The sequence below is a fragment of the Hymenobacter cheonanensis genome, from assembly GCF_030581075.1.
GTDB lineage: Bacteria > Bacteroidota > Bacteroidia > Cytophagales > Hymenobacteraceae > Hymenobacter.
The window spans coordinates 84,875-103,661 of sequence record NZ_JAUQSW010000009.1 but is presented as its reverse complement, the minus strand read 5'-3'; the positions used below and the strand labels follow the sequence as shown (position 1 = coordinate 103,661).

At 63.2% G+C, this 18,787-nt stretch carries 16 protein-coding genes and 1 other RNA gene; 8 read left to right on the top strand and 9 right to left on the bottom strand.

Features of this window, described 5'->3' with window-relative positions; all coding sequences use genetic code 11:
• Positions 1 to 142 precede the first annotated feature (142 nt).
• A complete protein-coding gene (locus Q5H89_RS16755; protein ID WP_305020490.1) occupies positions 143 to 2,614 on the top strand; it encodes a M1 family metallopeptidase in 2,472 nt (823 codons plus the stop codon).
• Positions 2,615 to 2,745: 131 nt separating this feature from the next.
• Here the strand turns inward: Q5H89_RS16755 and Q5H89_RS16750 are convergent, their stop codons facing one another.
• From Q5H89_RS16750 to Q5H89_RS16730, 5 genes are all read right to left on the bottom strand, one after another.
• Positions 2,746 to 3,285 carry a hypothetical protein gene (locus Q5H89_RS16750; RefSeq protein ID WP_305020489.1) on the bottom strand — a complete coding sequence of 180 codons (540 nt, stop codon included), beginning with the start codon at positions 3,283 to 3,285 and terminating at the stop codon, positions 2,746 to 2,748.
• A 173-nt stretch (positions 3,286 to 3,458) separates the two neighbouring features.
• Entirely contained in the window at positions 3,459 to 3,998 is a 540-nt protein-coding gene (gene dcd / locus Q5H89_RS16745) for a dCTP deaminase (protein WP_305020488.1), read from the bottom strand.
• Between the two features lie 82 nt (positions 3,999 to 4,080).
• A complete protein-coding gene (locus Q5H89_RS16740; RefSeq protein WP_305020487.1) occupies positions 4,081 to 4,992 on the bottom strand; it encodes a hypothetical protein in 912 nt (303 codons plus the stop codon).
• 203 nt (positions 4,993 to 5,195) lie between these two features.
• Positions 5,196 to 6,491: a glutamate-1-semialdehyde 2,1-aminomutase gene (gene hemL / locus Q5H89_RS16735; protein ID WP_305020486.1), complete on the bottom strand. Its 1,296-nt coding sequence runs from the start codon at positions 6,489 to 6,491 to the stop codon at positions 5,196 to 5,198.
• A 238-nt stretch (positions 6,492 to 6,729) separates the two neighbouring features.
• Positions 6,730 to 8,466 (bottom strand): ABC transporter substrate-binding protein, encoded by a 1,737-nt coding sequence (locus Q5H89_RS16730; RefSeq protein WP_305020485.1) that lies wholly within the window; start codon positions 8,464 to 8,466, stop codon positions 6,730 to 6,732.
• A gap of 235 nt (positions 8,467 to 8,701) precedes the next feature.
• On the opposite strand from Q5H89_RS16730, the gene Q5H89_RS16725 reads away from it, so the two are divergent.
• Complete coding sequence (locus Q5H89_RS16725; RefSeq protein ID WP_305020484.1) at positions 8,702 to 9,373, top strand: DUF1361 domain-containing protein; 672 nt, start codon at positions 8,702 to 8,704, stop codon at positions 9,371 to 9,373.
• A 61-nt stretch (positions 9,374 to 9,434) separates the two neighbouring features.
• On the opposite strand, the gene Q5H89_RS16720 is transcribed toward Q5H89_RS16725, so the two are convergent.
• Both Q5H89_RS16720 and Q5H89_RS16715 read right to left on the bottom strand, forming a co-directional pair.
• Positions 9,435 to 9,773, bottom strand: coding sequence for a hypothetical protein (locus Q5H89_RS16720; RefSeq protein ID WP_305020483.1), 339 nt, complete (start codon positions 9,771 to 9,773; stop codon positions 9,435 to 9,437).
• 102 nt (positions 9,774 to 9,875) lie between these two features.
• On the bottom strand, positions 9,876 to 11,414 hold the full coding sequence (locus Q5H89_RS16715) for a glycosyltransferase family 39 protein (RefSeq protein ID WP_305020482.1): 1,539 nt from the start codon (positions 11,412 to 11,414) through the stop codon (positions 9,876 to 9,878).
• A gap of 202 nt (positions 11,415 to 11,616) precedes the next feature.
• On the opposite strand from Q5H89_RS16715, the gene dgt reads away from it, so the two are divergent.
• Positions 11,617 to 12,996, top strand: a complete 1,380-nt coding sequence (gene dgt / locus Q5H89_RS16710) for a dGTP triphosphohydrolase (RefSeq protein ID WP_305020481.1) — start codon at positions 11,617 to 11,619, stop codon at positions 12,994 to 12,996.
• 124 nt (positions 12,997 to 13,120) lie between these two features.
• Here dgt and Q5H89_RS16705 read toward each other — a convergent pair whose 3' ends face one another.
• Both Q5H89_RS16705 and guaA read right to left on the bottom strand, forming a co-directional pair.
• Positions 13,121 to 13,843 (bottom strand): type 1 glutamine amidotransferase, encoded by a 723-nt coding sequence (locus Q5H89_RS16705; protein ID WP_305020480.1) that lies wholly within the window; start codon positions 13,841 to 13,843, stop codon positions 13,121 to 13,123.
• A 200-nt stretch (positions 13,844 to 14,043) separates the two neighbouring features.
• A complete protein-coding gene (gene guaA / locus Q5H89_RS16700) occupies positions 14,044 to 15,591 on the bottom strand; it encodes a glutamine-hydrolyzing GMP synthase (RefSeq protein WP_305020479.1) in 1,548 nt (515 codons plus the stop codon).
• Between the two features lie 267 nt (positions 15,592 to 15,858).
• Here guaA and ffs point away from each other — a divergent pair.
• The 5 genes from ffs (at position 15,859) to Q5H89_RS16675 (ending at position 18,749) form a co-directional block, all read left to right on the top strand.
• Positions 15,859 to 15,955, top strand: an RNA gene (ffs, locus tag Q5H89_RS16695) — signal recognition particle sRNA small type.
• 173 nt (positions 15,956 to 16,128) lie between these two features.
• Positions 16,129 to 16,785: a fructose-6-phosphate aldolase gene (fsa, locus tag Q5H89_RS16690; protein ID WP_305020478.1), complete on the top strand. Its 657-nt coding sequence runs from the start codon at positions 16,129 to 16,131 to the stop codon at positions 16,783 to 16,785.
• 161 nt (positions 16,786 to 16,946) lie between these two features.
• The gene (locus Q5H89_RS16685) at positions 16,947 to 17,150 is read left to right on the top strand and encodes a fructose-6-phosphate aldolase (protein ID WP_223650176.1); all 204 of its coding nucleotides are present in this window, start codon (positions 16,947 to 16,949) and stop codon (positions 17,148 to 17,150) included.
• Positions 17,151 to 17,155: 5 nt separating this feature from the next.
• Positions 17,156 to 17,833: a cell division ATP-binding protein FtsE gene (locus Q5H89_RS16680; protein WP_305020477.1), complete on the top strand. Its 678-nt coding sequence runs from the start codon at positions 17,156 to 17,158 to the stop codon at positions 17,831 to 17,833.
• Positions 17,834 to 17,840: 7 nt separating this feature from the next.
• Positions 17,841 to 18,749 carry a glycosyltransferase gene (locus Q5H89_RS16675; protein WP_305020476.1) on the top strand — a complete coding sequence of 303 codons (909 nt, stop codon included), beginning with the start codon at positions 17,841 to 17,843 and terminating at the stop codon, positions 18,747 to 18,749.
• The last annotated feature ends 38 nt before the right edge of the window (positions 18,750 to 18,787 follow it).

Here is an 18,787-nt window from a genome sequence, read left to right as displayed (position 1 = left end):
CTAAAGTATTGACTACGAACGGGTAATAATTGAGCTAGTGGCGCTATCTGCTGCAACTAGCGTGTCGGGCCGCCGGGTTTTGCTGCCCGTTAGGGAGGCGTGAGCCAGCTTTGCACCGGCTACTCTTATTCTTTCTCTGCCCGTGCGATTTTTTCTGCCTCTTTTGCCGGCCGCGCTAGCCCTCGGGCCGGCCCTTACGGCCCAGGCCCAGCAACCGGCGGCTGGCCCGTATCGCGCCACCGCCCGCCGCGTCAACGACCTGGTGCACACCAAGCTGGCCGTGCGCTTCGACTATGCCAAGCGCTACCTCTACGGCCAGGAGTGGCTGACGCTACAGCCCCACGGCACGCCCACCGACTCGGTGCGGCTCGATGCCAAGGGCATGGATATCAAGGCGGTGAGCCTGGTGCAGGGCGCGACGCTGGTGCCGCTCAAGTACGATTACAATCAGCAGCAGCTGCGCATTCAGCTCGGGCGGCTGGTGCCGGCGCAGGAGCGCTACACACTGTATTTTGAGTACACGGCCAAGCCCGATGAGCTGCAGGCCAAGGGCAGCGCGGCCATTTCGGGGGCTAAGGGCTTGTATTTCATCAACCCCGACAGCGCGGTGAAGGGCAAGCCGGTGCAAATCTGGACGCAGGGCGAGAGCGAGTCCAACTCGGCCTGGTTTATCACGCTGGATAAGCCCAATCAGAAATCGACCAGCGAAATCAGCCTCACGGTGCCCAGCAAGTACCTGACCCTGAGCAACGGCCGGCTAGCCCAGCAGGTGCCCGCCGGGCCGGGCCTGCGCACCGATACGTGGCTGATGAGCGAGCCCCACGCGCCGTACCTGTTTATGCTGGCCGTGGGCGACTTTCGCAAAACGACCGACACCTGGCGCGGCAAGGAAGTGAGCTACTACTTTGAGCCTCAGTACGCTGGCCAGGCGCGAGCCATCTTCGGCAAAACGCCACGCATGCTGGAGTTTTTCAGCCAGCGGCTAGGGGTTGATTTTCCGTGGAACAAGTACAGCCAGATTGTGTGCCGCGACTACGTGAGCGGGGCGATGGAAAACACCACGGCCTCGCTCTTTGGCGAGCAGGCCCAGGGCACGGCCCGCGAGCTGCTCGACTGGGAGTACGCGGGCGTGGAGCGCGAAACGGCGCACGAGCTGTTTCACCACTGGTTTGGCGACTACGTGACCTGCGAAAGCTGGAGCAACCTGACGGTGAACGAGTCGTTTGCCAATTTCAGCGAGGTGCTGTGGGCCGAGCACGAGTACGGCCCCGACGCGGGCGCCGCCCACGCCGAGCGCAACCGGCGCACCTACCTCCGCGACCCGGGCAACTACCCCAAGCCGCTGGTGCGCTTCGCGTATGCCGATAAGGAGGATATGTTTGACAACGTGACCTACCAAAAGGGCGGCAGCATCCTGTACATGCTGCGCGCCTACCTGGGCGAGGAGGTGTTTTTGCAGGGCCTGAAGCGCTACCTGACTCAAAACGCCTTTGGCACCGGCGAGGCTCAGCAGCTGCGGCTAGCCCTGGAAGAAGCCTCGGGCCAGGACCTGAACTGGTTTTTCGACCAGTGGTATTACCGGGCCGGCCACCCGATTGTAACTATTGACTACCAATGGGATGCTACCCGGCAGCGGCAGGCCGTGGTGGTGCGCCAAACCCAGGCCGGCGCGCCGTTTACGCTGCCGCTGGCCGTGGATGTTTACCGCAACGGCCGCGCCCAGCGCTACGCCGCCACCCTGCGCCACGCCGTGGATACGCTGTATTTCCCGGCCGCCACCCGCCCCGATTTGGTGAACGTAGACGCTGATAAGGTGCTGCTCTGGCAGAAGCAGGACCATAAATCGTTAGCCCAGCTCGCGTATCAATACGCGCACGCCCCGGGCTACCTCGACCGCCGCGAGGCCCTCACCGTGGCCCCGGCCCAGCTAGCCGACCCGCAGGCCCAGCACCTGCTAGTGGCCGGCCTCACCGATAAGTCGCCTGAGCTACGCCAGCTGGCCTGCGAGCTACTCGACCTCAAAAACCCCGCGCTGCGCCAGGCCGCCGCCCCCGCGCTAGCCCGCCTGGCCGCCGCCGACCCCGTGGTGCCGGTGCAGGCGGCGGCCCTCACCGCCCTAGGCACGCTGGCCGACAAGCGCTACACCGCCGTTTTCACCCAGGCGATGGCTAGCCGGTCGTATAAGGTGCAGGGCGCGGCGCTGGTGGGGCTGCTGCCGTTGCAGCCCGCCCAGGCGCTGGCCCGCGCCACGGCGTTTGAAGGCGATGCCAAAGGCGCACTGGCCGTGGCGCAGGTGACGGTGTATGGCCAGGCCGGCAGTGCCGCTCAGTGGCCGCTGGTGCTGGCTAAGTTTGACGCCGCCGGTGCCCAGGGCCGCTTTGATATGCTGGCTGGCCTGAGCGCCCTGCTAGGGCGCCTCGACGACCCGGCGGCGCTCACGGCCGGCATCACGCGCATTCGCGATATGGGCGTGCAATTCAAGTCTTACGGGGTTGCTAAGCCGCTTATTGGCCTGCTGCGCCAGCTGCAACAGCAACACGCTGCCCGGCCCAGCGCCGCCCAGACCACGACGCTGGTAGACGCGGCCGTGCAGGCCATTGAGGCGGCACCCTAGCTTCTCAGGTGGATTGAAGTAGAAAGGCAAAATTAAATTTTACCTATTCTTCTTAGTTCAACTCACCCAATACGTAAAAACGCCCTGCTAGAGTATAGCAGGGCGTTTTTGTGTGAGTTACGCTAGGCTTTTCACTGGCGCAGGGTGCGCCCAAAAGGCTCGCCAGCGCGGCGGGTATCCTTGGTTTTGGTGGGGGCGATGGTAGCGTTGTTGGCGCGCACCGGGGCCGGGTTTTGCACCGAATTCACGAGGATGGAGGCCGAGGCATTGCGCGAGTAGTCGCGGTCGGCCTGGGCGTAGCGCTTGCGGGCGTCGAAGTAGTCCGTGTACTGGTCGGTAGTGAGCACGCCTTGCAGCTCGGTATCGCGCTCGCGGGCAATGGCTTTCGACTGCTTGTCGAGCTGCTCGGGGCTGTTGGCGTACTGGCGCTCGGCGGCGGCAAGCTTGGTTATTTTATCGGTGTTGATGGCGCGCAGGCGGGCCGACTGGTAGCCGTTGAGGCGCAGGTCGCGCGTCATCTGGTCGCTCAGGTGCTCGGCGCGGTCGGTAAGCGGGTTGAGGCGGGGGCTAGGCTGGGTTTTATCCTGCGGCATGGGCGTTGCCGGCGTCGTTTGCTGGGCGTGGGCCGCCAGCGTGGTTGCCAGCAGTAAAAGGGCAAAAGCAGATTTCATGGGCGAGCGAAGCATGAGTATAAAAACCGGTAGCCAATTACCGCGCCAAGGCCAGCGCGCCAATCAACTACCGGTTTTAACGCAAAACTCAGGGGCGGGTTAGGATTGTAGGGATAAGCTTTAGCTTGCCATCGGTAGCCCGATACGGCAAGCTAAAGCTTACCCTACACTTGCTAAAACTGGTTTTTCCACATCATGCTTTCTACCGGGCGGTCGCTGCGCTCGTTGTACTTGGCCGACTGCTTGCGGTTGTAAAACGTTTGCACATCGCCTTGAATACCAAAGTAGATGAGCTGCCCGATGGGCATACCCGGGTACACCCGCACGGGCATCGACACGCTGATTTCCAGCGTCCAATAGTTGCAAAAACCTACGTCGCCCTTGCCCGCCGTGGCGTGAATATCGATGCCTAGCCGGCCCACGCTGCTCTTGCCCTCCAGGAAAGGAACGTGGGCGTGGGTTTCGGTGTACTCGGCCGTTACGCCCAGGTACAGAATGCCGGGCTGAAGCACGTAACCGTCCTCGGCCGACATTTCGAAAGTGGTAATGGTATTGTGGCGGCGGGCATCGAGCACCGCGTCGTCGTAGGTAGCCAGGTAGGGGCCCAGGTGCACGTCGTAGGAGTTGGTACCCAGGCAGCCAGGGTCAAAGGGCTGCACCACGATGGTACCGCGCTCCATTTCGGCGCGAATTTGCTGGTCAGTCAGAATCACGGATTTTTCGGATTTAAGCGGATTTCACGGATTTTGTGGACGACTCTTTAACAATAGAATCGGCGTGAAATTGGAAGGATTGTTAATTGTGCTCGTCGTCGGTATCGTCGTAGCTATCGGCTGGTAGCTCGCCGGTAGACTGCGGCTTGAAGCGGCTGAAAAAGCCCGGGCCGCGGGCGGCGGGCGGCGCCGGCTGGTCGGGCTCCGCATCGGTCCCGGCCGGGTCATCATAGTAGGTTTGTTCGCTTTCCAGGTCGCGCACGCGGCGGCGCAGGCGGTTCAGCTCGGGCAGCAGGCTAGCCACCGTGTAGAGCAGCAGGCCAAACGAGCCCAGGCTCAGCAGCAGCGTGAAGTAGCCCACCCAGCCGGGGCCGCTGGTAGCGGGTGCGGTTTCGCTGAGAGCAGCGCTGGTGGGGCGCATTTCGGGCTCGGCGGCGGGGCTGGCGGCCGGCTCGGCCTCGCCGGGGGCAGGGCCGTTGGTGGTGAGGGGCGCGGCTACGGCCAGGGGCTCCTCGGGCTGCGGGGCGGGCTTGGAGGCCGCGCCGCTGGCGTTGAACTGGGCCGTAGCTTGCTTAATGAGGCGCTGCTCGGTACGGATGAGCGCCGAGCGCTCGTCGCGCGGCAGGCCCCGAATGAAGAACTCAAAATTGCGGTCGCGCACCACGCCATTGAGCTGCTTCTCAAACTCGGCCTGCGAGAGCGGGCCGTTGCCGAAGCGCGCTTTGTAGCGCTCGGCCACGCCGTTGTAGTTGAGAAAGAGCTTTTGCAGCTCGGCGTTGTTTTCGAAGCCCGCAAACTGCCGGCGGGCGGCCGCCGTGCGCAGCGTAGCCGGGTATTTCTGCCGCGTGAAGTGCTTGTCGTACACCGTTTCGAAGGTGCGGAAGTTCAGCTCGTCGATGGTGCGGTCAAAAAGCTGCTTGTTGGTTTCGGCGGGCGTCTGGGCGTGGCTAGCCAGCGAAAAAAACAGCAGAAACAGGCTGAGCGAACGGCGCATGGGCAGCGTAGAAAAGAGCGCGAGGTTTCGCAAAGTAAAAAGGTTTGACTATGTCGGCCTACGGTTCGCAAGGCTGGCGAAGTGCCGCGTAGGCGCGAGCCAGCTTACACCGGCGCCTGACCGGAAATTAAGAAAGTGCCTGCGCGGAACCTCGCTCAACCTTGCGAACCGTAGGGCGACGTAGTCAGGCCTTGCGCGCAAAATTACGCCGCAAGGCCGTGCGCCTCCATCAGCGACTCGCGGCAGGCCGTGAGATACTTTTCCACTAGCTCCTCGGTGATGGCCGTGGAGATAAATAAGGCCTCAAACTGCGACGGTGCCAGGTAAATACCGCGCTGCAGCATGGCGTGGAAGTAGCGCCCAAAAGCCGGCAAATCAGCCTTCTTCGCATCCTCCAGGTTGTTTACCGGCTCAGCCGTGAAGAACAGGCTGAACATGGAGCCCACCTGGTTTACGGTGTAGTTCAGGCCCAACTCCTGGGCAATCTGGCGGGTGCCGTCGGCCAGGCGGGTGCTGGTGGCTTCGAGCTGCTGGTACACCTCGGGGTGCTCGTGCAGGTAGCGCAGCTGGGCTAGCCCGGCGGCCGTGGCCAGGGGGTTGCCCGAGAGCGTGCCGGCCTGGTACACCTTGCCAGCGGGCGCCACCTGGTTCATGATGTCGGCGCGGCCGCCGTAGGCGCCCACGGGCAGGCCGCCGCCAATGATTTTGCCCAGCGTCGTCAGGTCGGGCGTCACGCCAAAGCGCTCCTGCGCGCCGCCGGGGGCTAGCCGGAAGCCCGTCATCACTTCATCAAACAGCAGCACGATGCCGTGCTGGGTGCACAGGGCCCGCAGGCCGGCCAAAAATCCTTTGGCGGGCTCTACGAGGCCCATATTGCCCACCACCGGCTCGATGATGATGGTGGCAATCTGGCCCGGGTTGGCGGCAATGGCGGCTTCCACGGCGGCCAGGTCGTTGTAGGGCACCGTGAGCGTATCCTGGGCCACGCCCTCGGTCACGCCCGGCGAGTCGGGGGTGCCGAGCGTGAGCGCGCCCGAGCCGGCCGAGATGAGAAATGAGTCGCCGTGGCCGTGGTAGCAGCCCTCAAACTTGAGGATTTTGGGCCGCCCCGTGTAGCCCCGCGCCACCCGAATGGCCGACATCGTGGCCTCGGTGCCGGAGTTTACCAGCCGCACTTTTTCGAGGCTGGGCACCATTTCGATAAGTAATTCGGCCATCTCGACCTCGCGCCGGGTGGGCGCGCCGAACGAAAACGAGTCGGGCAGGGCCTGGGCCAGGGCCTCCTGCACCGGCGCAAAGGCGTGGCCGAGTATCATCGGCCCCCACGAGTTGATAAAGTCAACGTACTTATTGCCATCGACATCGGTGAGCCAGGCGCCCTGGGCCGACTGCATAAACACGGGCGCGCCACCCACCGAGCGGAAGGCCCGCACCGGCGAGTTAACCCCACCCGGAATCAGTTCCTGGGCGCGGGCGAAAAGAGATTCGGAAGTCGTCATTCTGAATAATTGAGCTGGGGGCTATGCGCTGTGCGCCAGTGGTTTTTGAATAGTAAGGCTGTTGAAAACGTTCGTCCTGCTGAGCTTGCCGAAGCATCTTAGCTGGTTGCGTAGAAATGCGTAGGAATACTACTCTCACAAAGACTGGCAAGATGCTTCGGCAAGCTCAGCAGGACGGTTTTTTTTCTGTTCTTGGTGCTATAACAATGCCAGCAGTCGGCAGCTACTAGCTTAAAAATTACCGCAGCAATTGCGGCTCCAGGTTGCTGAGCTTGAGCAGCGGCACGGTCTGGTTGTCGTGGGCACCGCTAGGGTAGGTGAGGCCCTCGAAGATGGCGCCCGGCTGGGGCGGCGCGCTGGCTAGCCCGCTCTGGAAAGCGGGGCCGTACTGCTGCAAAGCATTGCCAAAAAATAGCAGCAGCTCAAAGCCCTGGCTGGCAAACACCGATGGCGGCAGGTTTTGCTTGGCCAGGTAAAGCTGGCGGAAACGCCGATAACCCAGGCCATTAGCATTAAAGTACTTGGGCTGGAAGTAGTACACGCCCGCGCTGCCGAGCTGGCCCACGCCCAGGCTGGGGTTGTCGAGCCAGGTGCCGGGGGCTAGCAGCGCCGGGCGGGTGGCGGCGGGCACGGTGCCCAGCGCCGCGAAGGCGGCCGGCCCCACCTTGCGGTTATCCGAAGCAATAACGACGTGACTAGCCCCGGTAAGCTCGGCCGGCAGGAACGCGGCCGACAGGCTGGCCGGGTCGTCGGGCCGGAAGGCGTGGCTGGCCGCGATGTGGCCGCCCGCCGCCTCGTAGGCCGCCTGGTAGGCCAGGGCAAAATCGTTGTCGTCCTTGCTGTCTTCGTGCAGCAGCACGGCGGGCCGGCCGGTGCCAAACGACACGGCCGCAAACTGCGCCGCCTCGCGTGCCTGGGTGGCCGCGCTGGGCGAGTAGAGGTAATGGTAGGCGTTATCGGTAATTAAATCAGCATCTTGCGAGAGCGGGTTGATGCAGATAATCTGGTGCTCGCGGGCGTAGCGGGCCAGCAGCTTGGCCCCCGACTTATACACCGGCCCGATGAGCAGGTCCATGCCCGCCAGCTCGGGCAGGGCTAGCACGCTCTTGAGCGTGAGGGTGTCGGCGCCGGTGTCGTAGGCAAAAACCTGCACCGGGTGGCCGGCGCGCTGCAACGAGTCCTGGGCCAGGCGCAGGCCGGCGTAGAGGTCGGTGACGAACTGGTTTTTGCGCTGCGTTTGCCAGCTATTGTCTTGCAGCTCGAAGGGCAGCAGCACGCCGATATTGTAGGTGCCCTTGCGCGGCTGGGCCTTGGGTGCGGCCACCGGCGCGCCAGGGGCCAGCGCAGCGGCGTAGCGGCTGCGGTCGAGCTTGAACTGCGCCACCAGGGCGTCGAGCTGCTGGCGGTCGGCGTCGGCGAGCGGGCCCGTACTCAGCAGATAATCAGCGTAGAGGCGGCCGATGAGCTTGCTCTGCGGGTAGCGTTTTTGGAGGCGCTGCCAAGTGGCGCGGTCCTTCAGCTTCGCTAAATAAGTAGTTTGCATGGCCTCGCGGGGGGCGGCGTACTGCTCGGCGGGCAACTGGCCCAGGGTGCGCAGGGCGGTGTCGTAGTCGCCCTGCTCGAACGACACCTGGCCCTGCAAATAGAGCGCTTCGTTGAGGCTGGGGTAGGTGGGGTACTGGTTGCGCAGCAGGTTGAGCATCTGCTCGGCCTCGGCCCACTTGCCCAGCCGGGTGGCGGCCACGGCGTAGAGGTAGGCCGCGTCGGGGGCCTGGGCAAAGTGGTTGATGGGCTGGGCCAGCGGCTCCAACTCTTGCATAGCCACGGCGAAGTGGCCCTGGTCGAGCTGGCTTTTGCCGGTGCGGTAGCGAGTAAGCTGGCCCTGGGCGGCGGCCAGCAGGCTCAGCAGCAGCAGGGGCAGCACAAGCAGCCGCCGCCACGGCAGGTGGGCAACGATGCGATACGAGTAGGTCATGCGTAAAAGGAAGCCAGGGTTGGCGCCGGCAAAGGTACGCCCGGCCGGGGAGGGCCCGAAAAGCAACCCGCCCACCCGCCTTGCCTACCTTAGCGCCGGCCGGCCAGGTGGGTGGCGGGCAAAAGCCAGGGGCGAAGATTTTGACGCCCGGCCCACACCACCACGGCCCGCCGCTACGTTCCACAGCGTCACGTTTCCCACGTAATTTACCCTGCCGATGTACCTCGCTATGCCCATGTCGTTGCCTGCCCTGCGCCGCCGCCTGCCGCTGCTCTTTGTGCTAGGGTTGTCGCTGGCCTTGAGCTTCGTGCTCATTGCCGCCCGCGTGCTCATTACCGGGCGGCCGCTGTTCATGTTCCTGCTCTGGAATCTGTTTCTGGCCGCCATCCCGTTTGCCCTGAGCGCGGCGCTGAGCCTGGCCGCCCGGCCGCCCCAGGCGCGGCTGCTGCTGCCGGTGGGGGCCGTGTGGCTGCTGTTTTTCCCGAATGCGCCCTACCTCGTCACCGACCTGTTTCACCTGGTGCCGCACCAGGGCGTGCCCTACTGGTACGACCTGGCGCTCATCATGTCCTGCGCCTGGAATGGCCTGATGCTGGCCTTCGCCTCGCTGCTCGATATGCACGGGCTGGTGCGTCAGCGCCTGGGCTTCTGGGCCGGCTGGGGCTTCGTCACGGTGGCCCTGGGCCTGAGTGCTTTCGGGGTGTACCTGGGCCGTTACCTGCGCTACAACTCCTGGGATATTCTCAACAACCCCTTCACGCTGGTCTACGACATTGTGCAGCGCCTGCTGCACCCCTTCCACAACTGGCAAACCTGGGGCGTGACGGTGGTATTCTGGGCCTTTCTGCTCATTGCCTACGCCACCGTGCGCCTGCTGGGGCACGGGCGGGAAGCCAGGAAGGAGTAAGGAGCCAGGGCTGTTAATGCTTGGCGGAGCCCACTGGCCGGCACCCGGCCCGTAGCGCAGGCTAGGGCAAGCGGCGGCGCAGCAGGTAGTCGGTTCGGCCAGAGTAAGTAGAGCCGGAGTAGCTGGTGCTGTTGACGTATTCCCAGCCCCGGCCATCCAGGTAGTTAAGCGCGGCAACTTCAGACTTGAGTTTCATAATGGCGTCGTTATCGTCGCGCAGGCCGGCGTTTACCACGGCGGGCCTGGCATCCTGGCCATAGTCCAGGTGCCAGGTATTGCCAGCTTTATAGAGCAGGCAATACTGATAATGAACAGGTTGCGCGGCCAGTGGTGGAGGCGTGCTTTGTGCCCGGGCCCCTGGGGCCAGCAGCAACCCGGCGGCGAGTAGGAGATGCTTCATGCCACCAAATTAGAACGACAAACTTTAGTGGGCGCCCTTGCCGGAGCCAAACAGCCAGCCGCAAGTACCCCCGCGAAACGAACTGGCCCAACCCAAAAAATGCTACTTCCTCAAATTGCCTTCCCAGGCCGCCAGCTCGGCGCGGTGCTCGGCGGCGGCGCGGGCTAGCAGCGCTGGGCTAGGGCTCGTGCCAACGTAAATGGTCAGGCCCCGCTCGCGGGCGTAGGGATTGGTGATTTCACCCACCTTCTCGAAGCGCTGAAAGTAGGGCACCAGCTCGCCAGGGTGGCCTTCGCCAATGAGCAGCAGGTGGCGGTAGGGCCGCGCCGGCCACTGCGGAAACCAATACAAGTAGCTGCCATTGAAGCTGGTAGCGGCGGGCAGGGCCCGGTTGCGGTTGTAGTAGTTGATGGCCCCGGCCTCGCCGTAATTATCGCACTTGATGAGGGTATTAGCGCGCGTCGAGTCGGGCAGGGCCTGGTAGGCCAGCCAGGTTTTATCGGCCAGCTCGCGCCAGCCCAGCATGTCGGCAAAGTCCTGGGGCAGCGGGTGCACCCGGCCATCCTCCCAGCGGTTGAGGCCCAGCTTTTGGTGCAGCGGCCGCTGGCCGAGGCGCGCCATGGCGGCCGGCGGCAGAATCGGAAAAATGTCGCGCACGATGGGCACCCACAGCAGCACCGGCAGCCCTAGCAGCGCCCCGCGCAGGCCCGGGCGCACTACCTGCGCCTGCCACCACACCGCACCCACCGCAAACAGCGCCGGGTAGTAGCCCAGGCCATAGTAGCTTTTGCCGTGCAAAGTGGTGATAATCAGCAAGCCCACCACATACACCAGCCCCACCAGCCTAGCCGCCGGCTGCGGCCGCCCGCGCAAAGCCGCCCACAGCCCCGGCACCCACACCAGCAGGGCCGAAAAGCACAGCAGCAGCTGCTCTTTCCAGAAGCCGGCGGCCGTCACGTGCACCAGCTGCTCGTCGTGCAGCAGGACCATGTGGTGGCGAAACGGCAACCCGTGCGCCACCTGCCACACCAGCGTGGGCGCGGCCACCAGCAGCGCCAGGCCCGCCGCCAGCCACACCGGCCGCCGCCCCAGCGTGCGCGGCGCCGCTACCAGCAGCGCCACCAGCACGGCCGCCCCAAAAAAGAACGTGGTGTATTTATTCAGCACGCCCAGGCCCAGCACCAGCCCTAGCCAGTAGAGGTGGCGGGGCCGGCCATCGGGCTGCGCGTGGCGCACCAGTAGGTAGGTGCCTAGGGTAAAGCTAAAGACCTCAAAGGCATTGGGTTGGAAGAGCAGGTTGAGCCGCCCGTAGGCCGTGGTGAGGTAGCACACGCCCGCCAGCGCCTGCGCCCACGGCCCGCCGCCCAGCCGCTGGGCCAGCCGCACTACCACGTAAATAGTGAGGCTGCCCCAGAGCAGGGGCCACGCCTTCACCCAGAAAAAACCGCCGCCCAGCGCTAGGGTCACCCAGCTTTGCAGGGCCGTGAGGGGCGGCACCTCAATGTAGCCCCAGGCCAGGTGGTGGCCGTAGTCGAGGTAGAGGTATTCGTCGCGGTGCAGCTCGTAGGTGCCGTAGCCGGCCAGCGCCAGGCCCGAAACGAATTTGAGCAGCGCGAAGAGCAGAGGTAGGCGGTGTTTCATTTTTTCAGTGGGTAGAGAACAGGGTACAATCAACGGTAAACCCGTTCGTCATTGCGAGCTTGCAAAGCAATCTTTCCTTGTCGGCAACTTTTGTTGAGATTACTCCCCCTGGCGGAAAGGAAAGATTGCTTCGCAAGCTCGCAATGACAGGCGATTTTTTTGGCTGCCTGTCAATTGCTTAGTATAATTATTGACTTATAAAATGTCCTGGCCTCGCCTGCTCTCCACCCGCCGCTACCCCGACCGCCCCGCCGAGGTGCCCACGCCCGGCCGCTCGCCGTATCTGGCTGATTATGACCGCGTGGTATTCTCGTCGGCCTTCCGGCGCTTGCAGCGCAAAACCCAGGTCATGCCGCTGCCCGAAACCGACTTCGTGCACACCCGCCTCACGCACTCGCTCGAAACGGCCTGCGTGGGCCGCTCGCTGGGCCGCCTCTCGGCCCGCCGTGTGCTCGAAAACGACCCTAGCCTGGCCCACGAGCTGCCCGATTTTGCCCAGGACTGCGGCGATATCGTGGCCGCCGCCTGCCTGGCCCACGACATCGGCAACCCGCCCTTTGGCCACTCGGGCGAGGATGCCATCTCGGCCTACTTCGCGTCGGAAGCGGCCGAGCGTTTCCTCCAAAGGCTGAGTGCCGCCGAAATAGCCGATTTGCAGCACTTCGAGGGCAATGCCGCCGGGTTTCGCATTCTCACCCACACCTACCCGGCGCTCAGCAGCGGCTCGGCCGGGCTAGGGCTCACCTACGCCACGCTGGGCGCCTTTACCAAGTACCCGCGCCCGTCGGTTATCGACGCTGCTAAAAAACAGGGTGGGGCCAGCGAGAAGAAGTACGGCCACTTCCAGGCCGAAAACCCGCGTTTCAAGCTCGTAGCCGAAGAGCTGGGCCTGCGGGCCAAAGACAGTGCCGCCGGCTTCTACCACCGCCACCCGCTCGCCTTCCTGGTAGAGGCGGCCGACGACATTTGCTACCGTATCATCGACTTTGAGGATGGCCTTAAGCTCGGCCTCATCGACCACGAGCGCGGCTTGCAGCTCATGCGCAACTTGCGGGCCGCCGCCCCCAACGCCCGCCCCAAAGGGGCGGGCAGCAGCGGCCTGCACTGGCGCGACTGGCAGGAGGAGCTGGGCTACCTGCGCGCCACGCTCATCGGCCAGCTTGTCGATGAAACCGCCACCCGCTTTGCCCACCATGCGTCCGCCATCCTGGCCGGTACCTACGATGCTTCCTTGGTGAAGGAACTGACGGGCTACGAATTTTTGCAGGAGATTCAGCAACTAAGCGTGGATAAGCTCTACCGCTCGCGCCCGGTGCTGGAAATAGAAGCTGCTGGCTTTGAGGTGCTCGGCGGCCTGCTCGACGCCTTTCTGTGCGCCATTTTTGACAAGAAGGAAAACCACCGCTCCAAAAAGCTGCTCGATTTATTACCTAATCAATTTCGGGCCGTCGGCCACCAGGCCGGCGCCGCGGCCTACGAGCAAATAGTATTACTCACCGACTACGTGGCCGGCATGACCGACCAGCACGCGCTGAGTTTGTATAAAACAATAAAGGGCATCGAGCTGCCAAAAGGGTTTTAAGAAATTAGTTGTCAACAAAAGTACGTCATGCTGACGAAGGAAGCATCTCGCTCGCATCATTGGGCTAGCAACTTTGGTGACACGTGCGAGATGCTTCCTTCGTCAGCATGACGTACTTATTCAGCTAAGTAAAAGCCGTTTCGCTTTCGTGCAGCAATACCATATTTTCCAGCAGTTGCTCAATTAATTTTCGGCCTTTCCACACTGATTTTAATTTGCTGCGAATCTGCGGCGCCGTTTGCACAAATTCTTGTTCTTCGGCCGTTTCGTGGTTTTCGAAATTAATTAATTTCCCAACCATTTTCTCCGTCATTTCGGGGTGAAACTGGAGGCCGATAATGCCATCGCCCCACACGTAGCCCTGCGCCGCGCAGCCCGCCGACATGCCCACGCGCACTGCGCCCGGCGGCACCGTAAACGTATCGACGTGCCAGTGCAGCACCGTGGCCTTGTCGGGCCAGCCGCGCAGCAGCGGGTGCGCCAGGGCTTTGGCCGAAAAGCGCACCGTCCAGAAGCCAATTTCGGGCTCGGGGTTCGGCCGCACCTCGCCGCCCAGCACCTGCGCCACCAGCTGCGCGCCCAGGCAGATGGCCAGCGTGATTTTGCCCGCTCGCAGCACCTCCCGCAAAAACGCTTTTTCGGGGGCTAGCCAGGGAAATTCTGCTTCGTCATGCACGCTCATCGCCCCACCCAAAATCAGTAGGCCGTCGAACTCAGCTAGGGTCGGAAAAACCGGATTTAGCTCAAATAGCCGCGTGTAGCTGAGCGTGTGGCCGTGCGCGGCCAGCCAGGTAGCGGCGTGGCCGGGGCCCTCATCAGGCAAGTGTTGCAGGCAGTGCCAGCGCATAGTTTAGAATAAGAACATTATAAAAATCGTCTGTCATGCTGAGCTTGTGAAGCATCTTATCAGGCTCGAACGACTTGGCGCAGCCGTGATAAGATGCTTCGCAAGCTCAGCATGACAGACGATTAAAGTGCCTGAAGCAGGCTAGAGCGGGGGGCGTAACATTTATAAAGCCTGCTTTAATTCTTAATTAATCAGTGACCCTACTCCCACTCAATGGTAGCCGGCGGCTTGCTCGAAATATCGTACACCACGCGGTTAATGCCCCGCACCTGGTTAATGATGCGGTTGCTCACGTCGGCCAGGAAGTCGTAGGGCAGGTGCGCCCAGTCGGCGGTCATGCCGTCCACACTCGTTACGGCCCGCAGGGCCACCACGCGCTCGTAGGTGCGCTCGTCGCCCATTACGCCCACGCTTTGCACGGGCAGCAGCATGGCGCCGGCCTGCCACACCTGCTCGTAGAGGCCGCGCTCTTTCAGCAGGTTGATGAATACGCCGTCGGCGCGCTGGAGCAGGTCCACTTTCTCGGGCGTGATGTCGCCCAGGATGCGGATGCCCAGGCCGGGGCCGGGGAAGGGGTGGCGGTTGAGAATCTCGCCGGGCAGGCCTAGCGTGGCGCCCACCTCGCGCACCTCATCCTTGAAGAGCATCCGTAGCGGCTCTACTATTTTGAGGTTCATTTTCTCGGGCAGGCCGCCCACGTTGTGGTGGCTTTTGATGGTGACGGCCGGCCCGCCGTGCACCGATACCGACTCAATCACATCGGGGTAAATAGTGCCCTGGGCCAGCCAGCGGGCGCCTTCTACTTTCTGCGCCTCGCGGTCAAACACCTCAATAAAGGTGCGGCCGATGGCTTTGCGCTTCTGCTCGGGGTCGGAGAGGCCTTCGAGCGCGGCGTAAAACTCGGGCGCGGCGCGCACGCCGGTCACGTTCAGGCCCAGGCCCTCGTAGGCCTTCAGCACCGAGGCAAACTCATCCTGCCGCAGCAGGCCGTTGTCGACAAAGATGCCGTGCAGGCGCGGGCCAATGGCCCGGTGCAGCAACAGCGCGGCCACGCTGCTGTCCACGCCGCCCGAGAGGCCTAGTATCACCTGGTCGGCGGGGCCCACGGTGGTTTGCAGCGCCTCCACCATCGAGTCCACGAAGTGCTCGGGCGTCCAGCTCTGGTCGCAGCCGCAGATGCCCACCACGAAGTTTTCGAGCAGCTGGCGGCCCTCCGTCGAGTGCGTTACCTCGGGGTGAAACTGAATGCCGTAGGTGTCCTGGTCCGGCAGCTGGTAGGCCGCCACTGCCACTTCGGGCGTACTGGCGATGATAGTGTAGTCGGCCGGCAGCGTCTTAATGGTATCGCCGTGCGACATCCACACCTGCGTATCGAGGTGCAGGCCAGCGAGTAGGGGGGAGGCAGCGTCGAGCTTGCTTAGCCGGGCCCGGCCATATTCGCGGATGGTAGCCGGCAGCACTTCGCCGCCGCCCTGCTGGGCCAGCAGCTGCGCACCGTAGCAAATGCCCAGCACCGGCACCCGGCCCAGTATCCCGCTCAGGTCGGGGTTGGGCGAGTCGGCATCGCGCACCGAGCAGGGCGAGCCCGAAAGAATAACGCCCCGCAGGTCGCCGGCGCTGATGCGCTCGGCCAGCTGGGGGGCGTGGGTGTAGGGGTGAATTTCGCAGAAAACGTGCAGCTCGCGAATGCGTCGGGCAATGAGCTGGGTGTACTGCGAGCCAAAATCAAGAATGAGTATTTGCTCCATAAATCACGGATTACGCGGATTTTAGCGGATTTCACGGATTTTGTAGTCGGCGCTGCTGGCCGGCTTCGTTGCCGCTAGGGCCGCTGGCGCGCGGGTGCCAGAGGGGTGAAGAGTTGGCCCCGCAAAAGTACTTCCGCTGACCCGTCCCAACAGAAACAATCGAGTTTTTAGCGCTGATAATCTGCGTGTAAATTTTCAATTGCTACGAATCGCCTACAAAATCCGTGAAATCCGCTAAAATCCGCGTAATCCGTGATTACCTTTGCACCGGCGAGTCAGAACGACCAGCTCCTACTGAACTCCCCCAGGGCCGGAAGGCAGCAAGGGTAGGTGGTTGAGCGGTGCGATTTTGGCTCGCTTTTTTTTGTCTTTTTCAGCCGGCCCCGAGCCGCGTTCGTCTGCCAAGTTTAGGTAGCCAGCGCGTAGCTTTGGGCCGGTTCTTTTTTGACTGCTGGCCCCCAGCGTTGCGCTAGTGGCTACGGTCGGGTTTTTATTTTTTGGGCTAGCGGCGACCCGCTGCCAGCCAACAGCTTAAGAATGAAATTTTTCATTGATACGGCCAACCTGGCCGAAATTCAGGAAGCCGTAGACCTCGGCGTGCTCGATGGCGTAACCACCAACCCCTCGCTGATGGCCAAAGAAGGCATTCGGGGTACCGATGCCGTGCTGGCCCACTACCGCGCCATCTGCGAAATTGTGGACGGCGACGTGTCGGCCGAAGTAATCGCTACCGATTTTGAGGGCATTATCCGCGAGGGCGAGGCCCTGGCCGACCTGCACCCCAACATCGTGGTGAAAGTACCCATGATTAAGGAGGGCGTAAAAGCCATTAAGTATTTCAGCGACAAGGGTATTCGTACCAACTGCACGCTCATCTTCTCGGCCGGGCAGGCCCTGCTGGCTGCCAAGGCCGGTGCCACCTATGTGTCGCCCTTCGTAGGCCGCTTGGACGATATCGGGGCCGACGGCCTGGGGCTGATTGCCCAGATTATCGAGATTTTTGCCAACTACGGCTACGCCACCGAGGTGCTGGCGGCCAGCGTGCGCCACGTGCCGCACCTCATTCAGTGCGCCGAGCTAGGGGCCGACGTAGTAACCTGCCCGCTCAACGTGATTACCGGCCTGCTCAACCACCCGCTCACGGACAAGGGCCTGGCCACGTTCCTGGCCGACCACCGTAAGGTAAACGCGTAGCAAACACCAGGTTATTGGTTAAAAAACGTCTGTCATTGCGAGGAGGAACGACGAAGCAATCTTTCCTGCTGGCTAGGGCAATGCCACAGACGCTACGGAAAGATTGCTTCGTCGTTCCGCCTCGCAATGACAGACGTTTTAACTCGTAACTAACTCGTAAGGTGTACATTATCAAAGTAAAAGGCAAGGCCAAGATTCCGGATTACATCCAACTGCGCGACGAGAATTTCGTGCTGATTGCCTATTTCCGGGCCGACCGGCCGCTCAAAGACCTGCACCGCTACGGCCTGGAAGGCCAGGAAGTGCCACTGGCCGCCGTTATTTCGGAGCTGGAATTTGGGAAGCTGCGCAAGCTTGAACTCTGATTGCCATGACCGAGCCAATTGTTGAGCTGCACGGTGCCACCATAACCCAGGAAGAGCGGGCGGTGCTGGAAAACGTATCTTTTGAGCTGGAAAAGAGCGAGTTTGCCTACCTGGTGGGGCGCACCGGCGCCGGCAAGTCGTCGCTGCTCAAAACCCTGTATGCCGACCTGCCGCTGCTGGTGGGGCGCGGCGCGGTGGCGGGCTACGACCTGCCTAGCCTGCCGGCCCGCAAGGTGCCGTACCTACGCCGGCGGCTGGGCATCGTGTTTCAGGATTTTCAGCTGCTAAGCGACCGCTCGGTGGCCGAAAACCTGCTTTTTGTGCTCAACGCCACCGGCTGGCGCGGCAAGGCCCGCAAGCAGCAGCGCGTGCAGGAAGTACTAACCCAGGTGGGCCTGAGCGGCGTGGGAGGGCGCATGCCGTACCGCCTCTCGGGCGGCGAGCAGCAGCGCGTAGTTATTGCCCGCGCCCTGCTCAACGAGCCCGCCTTGCTGCTGGCCGACGAGCCCACCGGCAACCTCGACCCCGAGGTGGCCGAGGGTATCATGGAGCTGTTTGCCGAAATTAACCACGCGGGCACGGCCATTCTCATGGCTACGCACAATTTTCAGCTGCTCGAAAAACACCCGCACCGGGTGCTGACCTGCCAGGGCGGGCAGCTGCTGGACTCGGGCCGCCGCTAGCCCCGGCATGGTGCATATGCCAGCCGGCCTCTCCATTCTGATTCCCGTTTTCAACCGCGCGGCAGCGGCGCTGGTGCAGGCATTGCTGGCGCAAGTGGCCGACTGGCCGGGCCCGGTCGAAATCAGGCTCTTGGATGATAAGTCGGCGGAAGAATACCGAGCCCAAAATCGGTTGTTGGCCGGCCTGCCGGGCGTACAGTACGAAGAGCTGCCGGCCAATGTGGGCCGCGCCGCCATTCGCAACCAGCTAGCCGCCCGCGCCCGCTACGAGTGGCTGCTGCTGCTTGACAACGACAGCCTGCTGCCTGACGACCAGTTTCTGACGCGCTATGCACAGGCCGTGCGCGCGCAGCCGGCCGCCCTTTTTAGCGGTGGCACTACCTACGAAGCCACGCCGCCCGCTAGCCCCGCGCTGTACCTGCGCTGGCACTACGGCCGCGCCCGCGAAATGCGCCCGGCTGCTCTGCGCCAGCTGGCGCCTACTAGCCAACTCACCATCAATAATGCGTTGCTGCGGAAGGAGTTGCTGGGTCGCTTTCCGCTTGATGAGCGCCTGAGCGGCTACGGCCACGAAGACACCCGTTTTGGGCTGGAGCTGGCGCGGGCCGGCGTGGCGGTATGCCACCTCGACAACCCCGTGCTGCACGATGGCTTGGAGCCCGCCCCTGATTTTCTGGAAAAAAGCCGCCAGGCGGTGCGCAATCTGGCCCAGGTGCTGCGCGCCGATGGGCTAGGGGCCGACACGCGGCTGGCCCGCACGGCCGCCCGGCTGCGCGCCGCCGGCCTAGCCGGCCCGGCCCGCGCCACCCTGGCCGCCCTGGAGCCGGCGTTGCGGCGCCACCTGCTGGGCGCCCGCCCCAGCCTGCGCGCCCTCGATGCGCTGAAGCTGCTGTGGCTGCTGCAGGAAGTGGCATAGCTGCGCCGAAGCGGCCAGTATCTTTGGTGTTCGCCGTT

Bases quoted from the DNA above. Each gene is read 5' to 3' on its own strand.
- Q5H89_RS16740 (WP_305020487.1), bottom strand. From the start codon at position 4,992: ATGCGCCGTTCGCTCAGCCTGTTTCTGCTGTTTTTTTCGCTGGCTAGC.
- guaA (WP_305020479.1), bottom strand. From the start codon at position 15,591: ATGGAGCAAATACTCATTCTTGATTTTGGCTCGCAGTACACCCAGCTC.
- Q5H89_RS16720 (WP_305020483.1), bottom strand. From the start codon at position 9,773: ATGAAGCATCTCCTACTCGCCGCCGGGTTGCTGCTGGCCCCAGGGGCC.
- hemL (WP_305020486.1), bottom strand. From the start codon at position 6,491: ATGACGACTTCCGAATCTCTTTTCGCCCGCGCCCAGGAACTGATTCCG.
- Q5H89_RS16725 (WP_305020484.1), top strand. From the start codon at position 8,702: ATGTCGTTGCCTGCCCTGCGCCGCCGCCTGCCGCTGCTCTTTGTGCTA.
- Q5H89_RS16750 (WP_305020489.1), bottom strand. From the start codon at position 3,285: ATGAAATCTGCTTTTGCCCTTTTACTGCTGGCAACCACGCTGGCGGCC.
- fsa (WP_305020478.1), top strand. From the start codon at position 16,129: ATGAAATTTTTCATTGATACGGCCAACCTGGCCGAAATTCAGGAAGCC.
- Q5H89_RS16705 (WP_305020480.1), bottom strand. From the start codon at position 13,843: ATGCGCTGGCACTGCCTGCAACACTTGCCTGATGAGGGCCCCGGCCAC.
- Q5H89_RS16730 (WP_305020485.1), bottom strand. From the start codon at position 8,466: ATGACCTACTCGTATCGCATCGTTGCCCACCTGCCGTGGCGGCGGCTG.
- dgt (WP_305020481.1), top strand. From the start codon at position 11,617: ATGTCCTGGCCTCGCCTGCTCTCCACCCGCCGCTACCCCGACCGCCCC.
- Q5H89_RS16715 (WP_305020482.1), bottom strand. From the start codon at position 11,414: ATGAAACACCGCCTACCTCTGCTCTTCGCGCTGCTCAAATTCGTTTCG.
- Q5H89_RS16680 (WP_305020477.1), top strand. From the start codon at position 17,156: ATGACCGAGCCAATTGTTGAGCTGCACGGTGCCACCATAACCCAGGAA.
- Q5H89_RS16675 (WP_305020476.1), top strand. From the start codon at position 17,841: ATGGTGCATATGCCAGCCGGCCTCTCCATTCTGATTCCCGTTTTCAAC.